This is a genomic window from Staphylococcus sp. URHA0057 (assembly GCF_000620265.1).
Lineage (GTDB): Bacteria > Bacillota > Bacilli > Staphylococcales > Staphylococcaceae > Staphylococcus > Staphylococcus pasteuri.
Genome location: NZ_JHVS01000011.1, coordinates 55506 through 71828 on the forward strand (window position 1 = coordinate 55506; position 16323 = coordinate 71828).

The following is a 16323-nucleotide window of genomic DNA, read 5'->3' on the forward strand; positions in this document are numbered from 1 at the left end:
GTGGTGAGATAGTGGCTTCTCTAAAAGAAATAGATACACGTATAAAATCAACCAAAAAGATGAAACAAATCACTAAGGCGATGAACATGGTTTCAAGTTCTAAATTACGTAGAGCTGAAAACAATACTAAACAATTCAAGCCTTATATGGATAAAATGCAAGATGCTATTACAGCAGTAGCTGGTTCTAACAAGAATTCAAACCATCCTATGCTTCGTCAAAGAGATGTAAAACGTAGTGGTTATCTTGTCATAACAAGTGATAAAGGATTAGCGGGTGCTTATAGTGCCAACGTTCTTAAAAAATTAATAAGTGACATCAAAGAAAAGCATAATGATAGTAGTGAATATAGCATTGTTGTTTTAGGTCAACAAGGTGTTGACTTCCTTAAAACACGAGGCTACGAAATAGAAAATTCATTAGTTGAACTACCAGACCAACCTTCATTTAAATCTGTTCAAGCGCTAGCAAAACACGCAATTGATTTATATAGTGAAGAAAATATTGATGAATTGAATATTTACTATAGTCATTATGTCAGTGTATTAGAAAATAAACCTACTACTAAAAAGGTTCTTCCATTATCTCAAGAAGATTCAAGTCAAGGTCATGGTCATATGTCTACATATGAATTTGAACCCGATAAAGAATCTATCTTAAGCGTCATCTTACCGCAATATGTTGAAAGTTTAATATATGGTACGATTTTAGATGCTAAAGCAAGTGAGCATGCGTCACGTATGACTGCAATGAAAAATGCTTCTGATAATGCTACAGAACTTATTGATGACTTATCATTAGAATATAACAGAGCTAGACAAGCAGCAATCACACAACAAATCACTGAAATTGTTGGTGGTTCGGCAGCACTTGAATAAAATTAAAAGGAGGAAAATAGCATGGGAATTGGCCGTGTAACTCAAGTTATGGGTCCTGTCATTGATGTTCGTTTTGAACATAACGAAGTCCCTGATATTAATAATGCCCTTATTATTGAAGTTCCAAAAGAAGAAGGAACAGTTAGCTTAACACTAGAAGTTGCACTACAATTAGGTGATGACGTTGTTCGTACAATCGCAATGGATTCAACTGATGGTGTTCAAAGAGGCATGGATGTTAAAGATACAGGTAAAGACATTAGTGTACCTGTTGGTGACGAAACACTAGGAAGAGTGTTTAACGTACTAGGTGACACGATTGACTTAGAAGAAAAACTTGATGATTCAGTTCGTCGTGATCCTATTCATAGACAATCACCTGGATTTGATGAATTATCTACTGAAGTAGAAATTCTTGAAACAGGTATTAAAGTTGTAGATTTATTAGCACCTTACATTAAAGGTGGTAAAGTTGGATTATTCGGTGGTGCCGGAGTAGGTAAAACAGTATTAATTCAAGAATTAATTAACAATATTGCTCAAGAACATGGTGGTATTTCAGTATTCGCCGGTGTTGGTGAACGAACTCGTGAAGGTAATGATTTATACTATGAAATGAGCGATAGTGGCGTAATTAAGAAAACAGCAATGGTATTTGGTCAAATGAACGAACCACCTGGCGCACGTATGCGTGTTGCTTTATCTGGTTTAACAATGGCAGAATACTTCCGTGATGAACAAGGACAAGACGTTTTATTATTCATTGATAACATTTTCAGATTTACGCAAGCAGGTTCAGAGGTATCAGCGTTATTAGGTCGTATGCCTTCAGCCGTTGGTTACCAACCTACACTTGCTACAGAAATGGGTCAATTACAAGAACGTATTACGTCTACAAATAAAGGCTCTGTAACATCTATTCAAGCAGTGTTCGTACCAGCCGATGACTATACTGACCCAGCACCAGCAACAGCATTTGCTCACTTAGATTCAACTACAAACTTAGAGCGTAAATTAACAGAAATGGGTATCTACCCAGCTGTTGACCCATTAGCTTCAACTTCTAGAGCATTAGAACCTTCAATAGTTGGACAAGAGCATTATGAAGTTGCACGTGATGTACAATCTACATTACAAAAATACAGAGAATTACAAGATATTATTGCGATTCTAGGTATGGATGAATTATCTGAAGAAGATAGACAAACAGTAGAACGTGCACGTAGAATTCAATTCTTCTTATCACAAAACTTCCACGTTGCTGAACAATTTACTGGTCAAAAAGGATCTTATGTTCCAGTTAAAACAACTGTAGCTGATTTCAAAGATATCTTAGAAGGTAAATATGATCATATTCCTGAAGATGCATTCCGTTTAGTAGGTAGCATGCAAGATGTAATTGCGAAGGCTAAAGACATGGGTGTTGAAGTCTAATAATTAGGAGGTATGGATAATGAATACATTAAGCCTAGAAATTGTCACTCCTAATGGTTCTATCTATGAACGAGATGATGTAGAACTAGCTGTTTTACAAACTACAGCTGGCGAAATGGGTGTGATGAATGGACACATTCCAACCGTTTCTGCATTAAAAACTGGCTACGTAAAAGTGAATTTTCATAATGGAAATGAATATGTAGCTGTTAGTGATGGGTTTGTAGAAGTTAGACAACATCAACTATCAATTATTGTCCAAACAGCTGAAACTGCTACTGAAATCGATGTTGAAAGAGCTAAATTAGCGAAAGCAAGAGCAGAATCACATTTAGATAATGATGATAATAGTGACATAAATAGAGCCAAAAGAGCGTTAGAACGTGCAAATAACCGTTTACGTGTGGCTGAACTTAAATAAATTATAAAAGGCTTGGAAATTCACCATTAAAGGTATTTCCAAGCCTTTTAATATACATACAAATCTTCTGTTTTTGCAGTTAATAGTAGTATCATTATTATGTTATTTCATGTACAATGTTATACAGTAATCAATTCTAAGGAGTAAAATATGGATTATCTAGGACAATTTGCAATAATACATTTAATTTTACATGTGATATGTATATGTATAGCTTACTGGGCATTAAATGCAATTCGCCTCGATCAATTTTTTAAAAAAGGTTATACGAAACAAATTCAAATATGCATGATATTTTTTGCTATATTATTAGGTACTAGTGTTAGTAATTTTATAATTGATTTGTTACAGTTTTCCACTCAATTAAAATATATAATGAAATAGTTCTTTTTTAGTTTTTTCATAATGAAAAACGGATATAATATATTATTGAATGATAAATTTTATATAGTAGGGAAATGTAAATAACTAGGAGATTTAAGTGGAGGATTTAAGATGGATAAAATAGTAATTAATGGTGGTAACCAACTAAAAGGTGAAGTTAAAGTAGAAGGTGCTAAAAATGCAGTTTTACCTGTATTAACAGCTTCATTATTAGCTTCAGAAGGTACTAGTAAATTAGTAAATGTACCAGCATTAAGCGATGTAGAAACTATAAACAACGTATTATCAACTTTAAATGCTGATGTTACGTATAAAAAAGAAGAAAATGCGGTAGTAGTTGATGCTACTAATACATTAAATGAAGAAGCACCATATGAATATGTGAGTAAAATGCGTGCAAGTATCTTAGTAATGGGACCTTTATTAGCTCGTTTAGGCTATGCAATAGTGGCTTTACCAGGTGGATGTGCAATTGGAAGTCGTCCAATTGAACAACATATTAAAGGATTCGAGGCATTAGGTGCAGAAATTCATTTAGAAAATGGAAATATTTATGCAAATGCTAAAGATGGTTTAAAAGGTGCTTCTATACATTTAGATTTTCCAAGTGTAGGCGGTACTCAAAACTTAATCATGGCTGCTTCATTAGCTTCAGGAAAAACAGTATTAGAAAATGCTGCAAAAGAACCAGAAATTGTTGACTTAGCTAATTATATCAATGAAATGGGCGGTAAAATCACTGGAGCAGGTACTGATACGATTACAATTCATGGTGTCGATCATTTAACTGGTGTAGAACATTCTATTATTCCAGATAGAATTGAAGCAGGTACATTATTAATCGCTGGCGCAATCACTCGTGGAGACATCATTGTACGTGACGCAATCAAAGAACACATGTCTAGTTTAGTTTATAAACTTGAAGAAATGGGAGTTAACTTAGAATATTTAGAAGATGGTATCCGAGTATCTGCTGATGGAGATTTAAACCCAGTAGATGTTAAAACATTACCACATCCAGGATTCCCTACAGATATGCAATCTCAAATGATGGCTTTACTATTGACTGCAAATGGTCACAAAGTAATCACAGAAACAGTGTTTGAAAATAGATTTATGCACGTTGCTGAGTTTCGTAGAATGAATGCAAATATCGATGTAGAAGGTAGAAGTGCTAAAATTGAAGGCAAAAGCAATCTTCAAGGTGCACAAGTTAAAGCGACTGACTTAAGAGCTGCTGCAGCATTAATTTTAGCTGGTTTAGTTGCAGAAGGAACAACACAAGTAACTGAATTAAAACACTTAGACAGAGGCTATGTAGATTTACATGGTAAATTAAAATCATTAGGTGCAGATATCAAACGCATTAATGACTAATTAATTTTTCATTCAAATATGGAGGTTTAAACATCATGGAAACAATTTTCGATTATAATCAAATAAAACAAATTATCCCTCATAGACAACCATTTTTATTAATAGATAGAGTAGTTGAATACGAAGAAGGTAAACGTTGCGTTGGATTAAAACAAGTTTCAGGTAATGAACCATTCTTCCAAGGGCATTTTCCAGATTACGCTGTTATGCCTGGTGTATTAATTACTGAAGCATTAGCTCAAACTGGTGCAGTAGCAATGTTAAACAGTGAAGAAAATAAAGGTAAAATAGCTTTATTCGCAGGTATTGATAAATGTCGATTTAAAAGACAGGTTACACCAGGAGATACACTAATGTTAGAAGTAGAAATAACTAAAATTAAAGGACCAATTGGTAAAGGAACTGCAAAAGCAACTGTAGATGGCCAATTGGCTTGTAGTTGTGAACTAACATTTGCAATACAAGATGCAAAATAAATCATAAACTAAAGCCTACAATCAGGATATTCTGACTGTAGGCTTTTAATATGCGTCATTATCTTTCAAATTTTTCATCTTTAAGTTTAGGTTTAGATTGCATCATACGGTTGAATGTTTTTTTCAATTTTTCACCAGTTAATCCATCATCGACAAGTTCTTCTAATAAACTTTCGGCATAAACTTGACGTAAAGTATAGATATGGCATTCAAATACGACTGACATTGTTTTATCAAATTGCTTAACACTTTTAACAGTGGCATCAAATAATGCAGGATCATTTGCAGGTCTAGTAATTACGACACGAATATCTAATAATTTATCATTATCTATATAGTCTTTAAACGTGTGATAATGTTCATTTGAAATTACAATTTCTAGTAACCAACCAGTGCCACTACCTTCTTTATTAATAATGACACCATCTTCTAACTCATATTCAGTCACACCACCGTTTTCACTTACGATTTGAAAACGTACAGCTTTAAATGTCTTCATAAAGTCACTTCCCATTTGTTTTATATTTACAAAAAATGATTTATTTTTAATTGGAGTATACAATTTTTGATTATTTTCTTTAAATATATCAAAAATTAAGGGTAAATAGCTATATATTTTGAAAAAATAGCATTTTGACGGTAATGAGAGAAATAATTATTATAATAGGTAAGAGGAGGTGACACATGTTAAACAAAATAGTTATAGTTGGCAGACTTACTAAAGATGCCCAAATTTATGAAAAGGAGGACGGTAATAAAGTAGCAACTTTTTGTGTAGCTACTGAAAGAAATTATAAAGATCAAAATAATGAGATTGCATGCGATTATCTATATTGTAAAGCATTTGGCAAAACTGCAAGTAACATTGAAAAATATACACATCAAGGTTCACTAGTAGGAATAACTGGTCAAATGCGATCGCGAAAATATGAAAAAGATAACCAGACTCATTTTGTAACAGAACTATATGTAGAAACAATTAAATTTATGTCCTCTAAGGCAAAAGAATCCAATATCCTCTCTAACGAATATGATGAAGAGTCAAATGAACTCTTTAATATAGGTTAGACATCCATTAATTATTCAATAACTCCCAATTATTTATACTTTATCCTATCTTAATATAAATTATCATCTTTCAATTATACTCGAGCGACCTTTTTTAAATTAATATTAAAAAAGGTCGTTTATTTATTAGTTTATACAGGAAAATTGATTCAATTCACGTCAGAATTATCTGATAGATTTCAATTGTATTACAAACACATCACAGACATATGTATTATATAAACTGTCATGGCAGTTTTCATAAAGGATAAAATTTAAAATTACACTAAAATATAATGTAATTCGCACGTAAAAAAATAGCTTTCATTTTTATTTGGCTGTAACCTGCAAGGAATTTATGGATGTTACAGTAGTATTTGTAAATTAGTTAAAGAAAACAAATCACTTTTAGGAGGATTTTTTAATAATGAAAAAAACAATTATTGCATCATCACTAGCAGTAGGATTAGGCGTTGTAGCAGGTAATGCTGGACACGACGCACACGCAAGCGAAGCAAATATTAATGAAGCAGAATTAGCTCAAAAAGCTCAATCAAATGATCAAACATTAAACGAAAGCCCTATCCAAGAAGGTGCTTATAACTATACATTCGATTACAATGGTTTCACTTATCACTTTGAATCAGATGGTACAAACTTCTCATGGGATTATCACCAATCTGGTCAATCAACTGAAGCTTCAAATACTCAAGCTCAACCACAACAAGATGTAAGTGAACAAGCTTCAGCATCAACTAACGAAACTTCTGCACAAGAAGTAAGCAATCAACAACAATCAAAATCAGCTCAACCTGAACAAGTTTCAGCACCACAAACTGAACAAACTCAACAACCACAACAAGAAACTACTTCAAATAATCAATCAAGCTCAAGCGAAGCTTCAAGTGGTTCATCTGTAAACGTAAATGATCACTTAAAACAAATCGCTCAACGTGAATCAGGTGGCGACATTCATGCTACAAACCCATCAACTGGTGCTTCAGGTAAGTATCAATTCTTACAATCAACTTGGGATTCAGTAGCTCCATCTGAATATCAAGGTCAACCAGCTTCAAGTGCTCCTGAACACGTTCAAGACGCTGCAGCTCAAAAATTATATGATACAGCTGGCCCAAGCCAATGGGTAACTGCATAATATAAGATATTTCTTTCACCCTATTTTGATAGGGTGAATTTTTTTATCATAAAAATGACTTAGTTTAAAAACGTGGAAATTTCAATTGTCTATGAATTTTTATTAAATTAATAAATGAAACTTTTAGATAATTGATTTCATGTATTTATTTTGCTAATGTTATATATGACAGTAATTTAAAAGAAAACTACTAGGGGAGCCTTATGGCTGAGATGAATTTTATTCAGACCCTTACAACCTGATTTGGTTAGCACCAACGTAGGAAAGTAGTATTTATTATTAAAGGCGCATATTAACCTTGATATTAACTACTTTCCTATTTGGGAAGTAGTTTTTTATTTCAAGGAGGCAATTTGTGATGAGTTTTTCTAAAGAATTAAGGGTAGCTGCAGAACCAATTATTGAAGATATTTACAACGATGGTTTTATTCAAGATTTATTGCATGGTGAATTATCGAAACAAGCCGTTCGACAGTATTTACGTGCAGATGCTTCGTATTTAAAGGAATTTGCTAATTTATATGCATTATTGATACCTAAAATGTCAGAATTAGAAGATGTGAAATTTTTAGTTGATCAAATAGAATTTATGTTAGAAGGTGAAGTGGCCGCTCATGAATCTTTAGCTGCTTTCATAAATGAACCATATGATGAAATTGTTAAAGAAAAAGTATGGCCACCAAGTGGAGATCACTACATCAAACATATGTATTATAATGCTTATGCACATGAAAACGCTGCTTATACGATTGCTGCAATGGCGCCATGCCCTTATGTTTATGCCGTTATTGCTAAAAGAGCAATGCAAGATCAAAATTTAAATCGTGATGAAAAAACAGTTGATTGGTTTGAATTTTATAGTACAGAAATGGATGAATTAGTCCGTGTCTTTGATGACTTGATGGATCGTTTAACTCAACAATGTACTGAAAATGAAAAAAATGAAATTAAAGAGAACTTCTTGCAAAGTACACTACATGAGAGAAACTTTTTCAATATGGCTTATATAGATGAAAAATGGAATTATCGAGGTGATAAATATGAATAAGCCTAAAATAGCTTTAACAATTGCTGGTACAGACCCAACAGGTGGAGCAGGTGTTATGGCAGATCTTAAGTCATTCCATTCTTGTGGTGTGTATGGCATGGCGTCAATAACTAGTATTGTCGCTCAAAATACATTAGGGGTTCAGCATATTCATAATCTTGAGACATCATGGGTAAAAGAACAATTAGAAAGTATATTTAATGATGAGTTACCTCATGCAATTAAAACAGGAATGATTGCAACTGAAGATACAATGCATTTAGTACAAAGTTACTTACAACAATATCCCAAAATTCCATATGTTATTGATCCAGTTATGCTTGCTAAAAGTGGAGACTCTCTTATGGATGATGAAACCAAACAAAAACTTCAAGATACTTTATTGCCATTAGCAGATGTCGTTACTCCAAATATACCAGAAGCTGAAGAAATAACTGGTATCAAGATTGATACAGAAGAAAATATACGTAAAGCAGGTAATATCTTTATTAATGAAATTGGAAGTAAGGGCGTAGTTATTAAAGGCGGACATTCTGCAGATTTAAATAATGCTAAAGATTTTCTGTTTACGCAAGATGGTGTTTATACATTTGGAGATGAACGTTTTGACACTAAACATACACATGGTACTGGTTGTACATTTTCAGCAGTAATAACAGCAGAATTAGCCAAAGGTCGTTCTATATATGAAGCGGTAGAAAAAGCTAAAAAATTCATTTCATTAAGTATCAAATATACACCAGAAATAGGTAAAGGTCGTGGCCCTGTTAATCACTTCGCATATCTTAAGAAAGAAGGGTTAGATGATGAATAATTTAGAAAAACTTAGAAATGAAAATCCACTAATCGTCTGTTATACCAATGATGTTGTAAAAAATTTTACTGCTAATGGTTTATTAAGCATAGGTGCAAGTCCAGCAATGAGTGAAGCGCCTGAAGAAGCGAGAGATTTCTATAAAGTTGCGGGCGGTTTGCTTATAAACATTGGGACACTTACACATAATAATGAAGATGATTTAATAAAAATTGGTAAAATTGCTAACGAATTAGAAACTCCTATTGTTTTTGATCCAGTCGCAGTTGGAGCATCACAGTATAGAAAAGATTTTTGTAGACGCTTTTTAGACGAAGTGGATGTATCTGTAATCAAAGGAAATGCTTCTGAAATTTTAACACTAGTCGATTCAAATACAACAATGAAAGGTACAGATGGAGACAGTGAATTAAATGTATTAGACATTGCAAATGATGCATATAAAAAATATCAAACTGCTATAGTAATTACAGGTGAACATGATATTGTGATGCAAGATAATAAAATGACAAAACTTTCAAATGGCTCATCTATGTCAGCTAAAATTACAGGTGCAGGTTGTTTATTAGGTGGTATCATTGCGAGTTTCTTATTCAGAAATACTAAACCTAAACATGAAACGCTTGTCGAAGCAGTAAGCTTTTATAATATAGCAGGTGAAATTGCTGCAAGTGAAGATAAAGTAAAAGGTCCGGGTTCATTTTTACCTGAATTATTAGATCAAATGTATTTACTCGATTATAAGACTTATGAAAAATATGTTAAAAAAGAAGAGGTTGATTAGGTGGAATTTAAAGCGTCACAATTAAAAATATATTTTATCTGTGGAACTCAAGATATACCTGAACAAAAATCAATAAAAACAGTTTTAACCCAAGCACTTGAGGCTGGAATAACTATGTTTCAGTTACGAGAAAAGGGCGAGAATGCTTTGAAAGATAATGAAAAAGAGAAATTAGCAAAAGAATTACAATCATTATGTCAATCTTATCATGTACCTTTTATTGTTAATGATGATGTATCACTAGCAAAAAAAATTAATGCTGATGGTATACATGTAGGTCAGGATGATGAAGACGTGAAAGCTTTTGCCAATGACTTTCAAGACAAAATTATCGGACTTAGTGTTGGTAATATAAGTGAATATGAAACGTCTGATTTAACAAATGTTGATTACATAGGTGTAGGTCCTATGTTTAATACACCTTCAAAAAGTGATGCAAGTGAACCAGTTGGTCCAGAGATGATTAAACAGTTAAGACGAAGAATTGGTGCATTTCCAATGGTTGCAATTGGTGGCATTACTGAGGAAAATGTTAAGTCTATTGCAGATGCTAATGCAGACGGTATATCAATTATTTCAGCTATAAGTAGAAGCCAGAATATTGACAACACTGTTAATGAATTTAAGAAATATTTCAATTAATCATTAATTTTTTCCACTTTTTGTTTTATACCATGGTATGAGTATGATAGAATAAAACCTATGTGAATATTACAATAGAGGTGGAAAAATGAAGAAAAAAGCGTTGCTACCTTTGTTTTTAGGTTTAATGGTCTTTTTAGCAGGCTGTGACTATTCTAAACCTGGAGCTCGTAGTGGATTTTTCTATAATACGTTCGTTGAACCTATGAAACACTTATTACAGTGGTTAGGTAACGATGTTTTAAACAATGATTATGGTTTAGCTATTATCATTTTAGTAATAGTTATACGTTTAGTGTTACTACCATTCATGTTATCAAACTATAAAAATAGTCATATGATGCGTGAAAAAATGAAAGTTGCAAAACCTGAAGTAGATGGTATTCAGGAAAAAGTTAAGCGTGCTCGTACTCAAGAAGAGAAAATGGCTGCTAACCAAGAATTAATGGAAGTTTATAAAAAATATGATATGAATCCAATGAAGAGTATGCTTGGTTGTTTACCAATGCTCATTCAAATGCCGATTATCATGGGATTATACTTTGTTCTAAAAGATAAATTAGTTAGTGGTTTATCAGTACATCCACATTTCTTATGGTTTAATTTAACTAAACCGGATATTTGGATTACTATTATTGCAGGTGTTTTATACTTTATCCAAGCCTATGTATCAAGTAAAACAATGCCTCAAGAACAACGTCAAATGGGATACATGATGATGATTGTGTCACCAATTATGATTATTTGGATTTCATTAAGTTCTGCTTCAGCATTAGGTTTATATTGGTCAGTCAGTGCGGCATTCTTAGTTGTGCAAACACACTTTGCTAATATGTACTATTCTAAACTTGCTAAAAAAGAAGTTGAACCTTTACTACAAAAATTTGATCAAGACGGTAAGTCATCAAATAAAAAAGGTAAAAATACTCAAGTAGTATCAAAAAAAAATAAAAAATAATAATAAAAAGCGACAAATCAATGATTTGTCGCTTTTTTCTATAATTGATGCCACTCGGATAAGAATTGTGAAACAAAATGTTCCATAAAATCATGACGTTGAATAGCGATTTGTTTAGCAGTATTCGTGTGCATTAAATCTTTTAATTTAAATAATTTTTCGTAAAAATGTTTAATTGCTGAAGGTGATAAAGTGGATAAAGTATCATCATTAAAATTTTTGGGTAATTTAGATTCAGTCCACATTGGTTCTTTAAAGTGGCCTGCAAATTGAAAAGTTCTAGCTATACCTATGGCACCAATAGCATCTAAACGATCAGCATCTCTAACAACTTGTCCTTCTACTGTTAATTCAACATGATTGTTAGCACCATTTTTATAACTCATATTTTCAATGATATGAAGAATATGAGATTGATCTGAATGAGTTATTTCAAGTTTATCTAAAAATTGATTTAAATGTTGTTTAGCCGACGTTGTATCTACTAATTTTGCATCAATAGTATCATGTAAAAGACTGGCTAATTCGATTATTAAAGTGTTGCTGATAGCTTCATTGTAAGCAATATGTTTTGCCATTGAATGTACTCTATAAACATGTGCAATGTCATGACCGCTATAGTCAGTTTTATGAAATGATTCCATATACTGGCTAGCTAGACTGATTCGTTCTTCATCTTTCATACAGACATCCTTTCCTTTTCATAATGAAACCTGAGACTTTCACACTTTTACGTCTCAGGTTAACTTTGATTATGATCTATCTATAGGGCTAAATACCTCCTATAAAATTGGAGACAATAATTGAGAAATACCTTCTTTAAACTTAATCCATAAACTACGTTGTTCATAAATTTCTTTTGTTAATTGATCTGATACCTTTAAATCTTCAATAAAAGCTTGTTTTAGTGATCTAGCTATACCTTCATCATATATAAAGGCATTTACCTCGAAATTAAGTGTGAAACTTCTATGATCCATATTTGCAGTACCAACACTAGCAACTTCATCGTCAATAATTAATGTTTTTGAATGTAAAAATCCATTATTATACTGATAAACGTTAACACCAGCTTCGAGTAGTGATGCTACATTTTTTAAAGTTGCCCAATAAACAAAGGGATGATCTGGCATATTAGGTATCATAATATTTACTTCAACGCCACCTAAGGCAGCAATTTTTATAGAGTCTAAAAATGCTTGATCAGGTATAAAATACGGTGATTGAATATATATAGATTTTTTGGCTGAAGAAATCATTTTGAGATAGCCATATTTAATTTGTTCCCACTCCTCATCAGGTCCACTAGAGGCAATTTGTATACCTATAGTTCCACCTGAATTAACATCGGGGAAGTAGCGTTCTTCATACGTAATATTGTCACGTGTAGATTGTGAATTCCAATCAAGTATAAATCTTAATTGTAGTGCATTAACTGCGTCACCTTCGACACGGAGATGAGTATCTCTCCAATAACCAAATTTTTTGGATTTACCTAAATATTCATCACCAACATTAAATCCGCCTACATAACCTATTTTGCCATCTATAACAACTATTTTACGGTGATTACGATTATTCATACGCAAGTTGATTAAGGGAAGTTTAGAAGGGAAAAATGCTTCTACATGGCCACCTTTTTCTCTGAAAGACTTTAAATCTTTCTTTCTTAAATCTCTTGACCCCATATCGTCATACAGCATTTTAACTTCAATGCCAGATTCAACTTTATCTTCTAATGCTTTTAAAATCGTTTTACCTAATTCATCACTGTGAAAAATATAGTATTGTATATGTATATAGTCTTTAGCATTTTTAATATCTTCTAGTAGATCATCAAATTTTTGATTACCATCTGTATAAATTTCAACTTCATTATCTGTCGTTAAGAATGCGGCATTATTGTATAACAACATTTGAACCATTTCTTTAAATTTAACGATTTGGTGATTTCCTTTTGAAAAATCTTTATCTTTAATCGCTTCAAGTTGTTCATCCACAATCATTTCAAGTCCGACTTTATCTTCTTTATCTAATGTGAAAATATGGTCTCTTTGAATTTGACGTCCAAACAATAGATATAATATGAAACCTAATAGAGGCAAAAATACTAGAACTAATAACCAAGCCCATATTGAATTAGCAGTGCGTCTTTCCATAAATATAATTGTAAAAGCGAAGGCCAAATTTAATACAAATGCACCAATCAAAACAATATTAATAATGAGGTTAGATTGAGCAAGTGTCATAGTGAATATTTCGAACATAAAATGCCTCCTTATTGTTTTATATTTTTAGTAAAAATAAAATCTTTTAAAAAAGTTTTTAACTATATAATTGTACCATGAAGTCATATATTTATCATTATACTGTTGAGAGATTTGAAAGGGCTACAATTGACTAATTTGTTATAGAGAAGTAGGATAAAATGGAAATCATTTAAGAGGTGACGAAAGTGACAGAACAAGATCATGCACATCACTCAGAACAAATTAAAACAAATTTGAAATCGAGATTAAATAGAATTGAAGGACAAGTTCGTGCTATCAACCGAATGATAGAAGAAGATGTTTATTGTGATGATGTTTTAACACAAATTAGAGCAACACGTTCAGCTTTAAATAGTGTAGCTACTAAATTATTAGAACAACATATGAAGAGTTGTATAACTGAAAAAGTCAATAATGGTCATCAAGAAGAAGCCATGGAAGAGTTACTTGTAACTTTTCAAAAATTAATGAAAGATTGAGGGAAATAAAGTGCAACAAAAAATCGTTTATACTTCAGGAATCAAAACGACTGAACAAGCTAACAAAATGGAAACAATATTAAAGGAAATGATAGGTGTATATGATGCAAATGTAGATTTAAGCAATGGTCACATTTCAGTTGAATTTGAGACACCTGCTAATTTAAATAGTATCGAAAAAGAAATTTATGATTCTGGATTTAAAGTGCTTTATTAATCATTAGTATTATATATTAATATGACTAAGTTTAAGTTATAAAAGTTAAAGATTATAATAAATTTTTAAAATCATGTAGTAAAGTGATGTTGTTTGGGGTATGATGTATATGAAGTCAACCAAACGAGGTGTTATTAGTGAAGAATTCAGAGAAAATTCAAAATGTGGTTAATTTATTATCATCATTAGGTGTAAATATTAAAAAAACTAAATCTCGTTTAGACATTATTAATACATTGCCTGCAACAAAACAAATCAGTCACGAATGTAAATAAGTGAATTGGATTTAGGTCAGTAAGCGCATTTTAATTGTGAGATGAAGTCGTCATTGAAAATGGCGCCTTTTTTGTTTAAAAATAGAGTCAGTCCTAGTTTATAGGATTTGACTCTATTTTTCGTATTTTCTGTTACTTTTCAATGGATTGGTATTTTTTAGGTTCATGATAGTAGATAGCTAAAATAACACCAATACCTGTCATTAAACTCCAAAGTGAGCTACCACCATAACTTATAAATGGTAATGGAATACCAGTTATTGGAAGTAATTGAACAGTCATACCAATATTTTGTAATATATGGAATACGATTAAAGATACATATCCAATAATAAATACTTTGTTATATTGGTCATTAATTCGACTAGCTAATCTAATTAAATGAAAAATTAACACTAAGAATAATAATATAAGTACAACTGAACCAATAAAGCCCATTTCTTCTCCAATTACTGAAAAAATAAAATCGGTATGGTTTTCAGGAATATAGACTTCACCATGATTATAACCTTTACCAAATAATTGACCTGAACCAATAGCTTTTAACGATTCAGTTAAATGGTAACCATCTCCACTACTATATGAATAGGGATCTAACCATGAATTAATACGTCCCATTTGATACATCTTTATACCTAATAAATTTTCTATTAAAGAAGGTTTAAATATAATAGCAAGAATTACAGAAGCACCAATAACTATTGCTGAAATAAAGATAGGCGCTAGCAATCTCCAAGTGATTCCACTGACTAACATGATGCCTGCAATAATTGCACAAATAACTAAAGTTGTACCTAAGTCATTTTGTAATAAAATCAATGCCATAGGAATAATCGATACACCTATGATTTTGAAAAATAACATTAAATCAGATTGAAATGACTTGTTAAACGTAAATTGGTTATGACGTGCTACTACTTTTGATAATGCTAATATAAGAATAATTTTCATGAATTCTGATGGTTGGATACTTATAGGTCCTAAACTATACCAACTTTTAGCGCCATTAATCACAGGTGTTATAGCTGTTTCGGGTAATATTAATAGACCTACCAGTAAAATACAGAAAATTGTGTAAAGCAAATATGTATAATTTCTTATTTTTTTAGGTGAAATGAACATAATGATAATAGCCATTATAGTACCTAAAATATAGTACATGATTTGTCTGATACTAAAGTTAGCACTATACTGTCCGCCGCCCATGGCAGAACTAATTAATACGACACTAAATATTGCTAACAATGTAATAATTGCTACTAATATCCAGTCTACTTTAAGTAGCCAATGTTTGTTAGGCTCTTGACGGGATGAATATTTCATATTTTACTCCTTTTATAACACGTTATAAGATAATTATTTTTGTCTCATCTAAGATGTAGGCATCAATATTTTATCCATATTTATATAACGATTTTACATGACTTTTTTGAAATTTGCTAGAATATCAAGTTTGAAAACGATTCCTTATTTTTGAAAAGTTAATGTGAAGTTTAGTTCAAGGTTTAGAAAGGTTATTTAATTCGTCAGAGATACTCGTTACATTATTATATTATAAAATGCAAAAGTCATAGCAAATATGATAATATTAAGTTTCAGAGAAGTGCATGTATAGACTAAATACATATAATTAAATAGTGAAAATTTTAAAATGATATAACGC

Annotated in this window: 20 protein-coding genes and 1 riboswitch; of the genes, 16 read left to right on the forward strand and 4 right to left on the reverse strand. The window is 31.7% G+C overall.

The window, feature by feature from the left end; all coding sequences use genetic code 11:
* The first annotated feature begins 11 nt into the window (after positions 1-11).
* The 6 genes from atpG to fabZ all read left to right on the forward strand — a co-directional run bounded on the left by atpG (position 12) and on the right by fabZ (position 4970).
* Positions 12-878 carry an ATP synthase F1 subunit gamma gene (gene atpG / locus N524_RS0107795; protein WP_017636768.1) on the forward strand — a complete coding sequence of 289 codons (867 nt, stop codon included), beginning with the start codon at positions 12-14 and terminating at the stop codon, positions 876-878.
* Positions 879-899: 21 nt separating this feature from the next.
* Positions 900-2312, forward strand: coding sequence for a F0F1 ATP synthase subunit beta (gene atpD / locus N524_RS0107800; RefSeq protein WP_017636767.1), 1413 nt, complete (start codon positions 900-902; stop codon positions 2310-2312).
* Between the two features lie 19 nt (positions 2313-2331).
* Positions 2332-2733, forward strand: coding sequence for a F0F1 ATP synthase subunit epsilon (locus tag N524_RS0107805; RefSeq protein ID WP_017636766.1), 402 nt, complete (start codon positions 2332-2334; stop codon positions 2731-2733).
* Positions 2734-2883: 150 nt separating this feature from the next.
* The gene (locus N524_RS0107810) at positions 2884-3117 is read left to right on the forward strand and encodes a DUF1146 family protein (protein ID WP_017636765.1); all 234 of its coding nucleotides are present in this window, start codon (positions 2884-2886) and stop codon (positions 3115-3117) included.
* 111 nt (positions 3118-3228) lie between these two features.
* Entirely contained in the window at positions 3229-4494 is a 1266-nt protein-coding gene (gene murA, locus N524_RS0107815; protein ID WP_029056183.1) for a UDP-N-acetylglucosamine 1-carboxyvinyltransferase, read from the forward strand.
* A 35-nt stretch (positions 4495-4529) separates the two neighbouring features.
* Positions 4530-4970 carry a 3-hydroxyacyl-ACP dehydratase FabZ gene (fabZ, locus tag N524_RS0107820; protein ID WP_002451649.1) on the forward strand — a complete coding sequence of 147 codons (441 nt, stop codon included), beginning with the start codon at positions 4530-4532 and terminating at the stop codon, positions 4968-4970.
* Positions 4971-5028: 58 nt separating this feature from the next.
* Here fabZ and N524_RS0107825 read toward each other — a convergent pair whose 3' ends face one another.
* Positions 5029-5469, reverse strand: a complete 441-nt coding sequence (locus N524_RS0107825) for a YwpF-like family protein (RefSeq protein ID WP_029056184.1) — start codon at positions 5467-5469, stop codon at positions 5029-5031.
* Between the two features lie 185 nt (positions 5470-5654).
* On the opposite strand from N524_RS0107825, the gene N524_RS0107830 reads away from it, so the two are divergent.
* The 7 genes from N524_RS0107830 to yidC all read left to right on the forward strand — a co-directional run bounded on the left by N524_RS0107830 (position 5655) and on the right by yidC (position 11419).
* On the forward strand, positions 5655-6038 hold the full coding sequence (locus tag N524_RS0107830) for a single-stranded DNA-binding protein (RefSeq protein WP_017636762.1): 384 nt from the start codon (positions 5655-5657) through the stop codon (positions 6036-6038).
* Between the two features lie 406 nt (positions 6039-6444).
* Entirely contained in the window at positions 6445-7173 is a 729-nt protein-coding gene (locus tag N524_RS0107835) for a transglycosylase family protein (protein WP_029056185.1), read from the forward strand.
* Positions 7174-7355: 182 nt separating this feature from the next.
* Positions 7356-7455, forward strand: a riboswitch (TPP riboswitch).
* A 76-nt stretch (positions 7456-7531) separates the two neighbouring features.
* Positions 7532-8221 (forward strand): thiaminase II, encoded by a 690-nt coding sequence (tenA, locus tag N524_RS0107840; protein ID WP_017636760.1) that lies wholly within the window; start codon positions 7532-7534, stop codon positions 8219-8221.
* The gene (gene thiD / locus N524_RS0107845; RefSeq protein ID WP_029056186.1) at positions 8214-9035 is read left to right on the forward strand and encodes a bifunctional hydroxymethylpyrimidine kinase/phosphomethylpyrimidine kinase; all 822 of its coding nucleotides are present in this window, start codon (positions 8214-8216) and stop codon (positions 9033-9035) included. Before tenA ends, thiD begins: the two co-directional genes overlap by 8 nt.
* Positions 9028-9819, forward strand: a complete 792-nt coding sequence (thiM, locus tag N524_RS0107850) for a hydroxyethylthiazole kinase (RefSeq protein ID WP_029056187.1) — start codon at positions 9028-9030, stop codon at positions 9817-9819. Before thiD ends, thiM begins: the two co-directional genes overlap by 8 nt.
* Positions 9820-10461, forward strand: coding sequence for a thiamine phosphate synthase (gene thiE / locus N524_RS0107855; RefSeq protein WP_029056188.1), 642 nt, complete (start codon positions 9820-9822; stop codon positions 10459-10461).
* Between the two features lie 88 nt (positions 10462-10549).
* Complete coding sequence (yidC, locus tag N524_RS0107860) at positions 10550-11419, forward strand: membrane protein insertase YidC (protein WP_017636756.1); 870 nt, start codon at positions 10550-10552, stop codon at positions 11417-11419.
* Positions 11420-11457: 38 nt separating this feature from the next.
* Here the strand turns inward: yidC and N524_RS0107865 are convergent, their stop codons facing one another.
* Complete coding sequence (locus N524_RS0107865; protein WP_017636755.1) at positions 11458-12102, reverse strand: HD domain-containing protein; 645 nt, start codon at positions 12100-12102, stop codon at positions 11458-11460.
* A gap of 99 nt (positions 12103-12201) precedes the next feature.
* A complete protein-coding gene (cls, locus tag N524_RS0107870) occupies positions 12202-13686 on the reverse strand; it encodes a cardiolipin synthase (RefSeq protein WP_029056189.1) in 1485 nt (494 codons plus the stop codon).
* Between the two features lie 188 nt (positions 13687-13874).
* On the opposite strand from cls, the gene csoR reads away from it, so the two are divergent.
* The 3 genes from csoR (at position 13875) to N524_RS13420 (ending at position 14660) form a co-directional block, all read left to right on the forward strand.
* Positions 13875-14168 (forward strand): copper-sensing transcriptional repressor CsoR, encoded by a 294-nt coding sequence (gene csoR, locus N524_RS0107875; protein ID WP_017636753.1) that lies wholly within the window; start codon positions 13875-13877, stop codon positions 14166-14168.
* Between the two features lie 10 nt (positions 14169-14178).
* Entirely contained in the window at positions 14179-14385 is a 207-nt protein-coding gene (csoZ, locus tag N524_RS0107880; protein WP_017636752.1) for a putative copper chaperone CsoZ, read from the forward strand.
* A 137-nt stretch (positions 14386-14522) separates the two neighbouring features.
* Entirely contained in the window at positions 14523-14660 is a 138-nt protein-coding gene (locus N524_RS13420) for an Lmo0850 family protein (protein WP_017636751.1), read from the forward strand.
* A 132-nt stretch (positions 14661-14792) separates the two neighbouring features.
* Here the strand turns inward: N524_RS13420 and N524_RS0107890 are convergent, their stop codons facing one another.
* The gene (locus N524_RS0107890) at positions 14793-15983 is read right to left on the reverse strand and encodes an FtsW/RodA/SpoVE family cell cycle protein (protein WP_017636750.1); all 1191 of its coding nucleotides are present in this window, start codon (positions 15981-15983) and stop codon (positions 14793-14795) included.
* Positions 15984-16323: the final 340 nt, after the last annotated feature.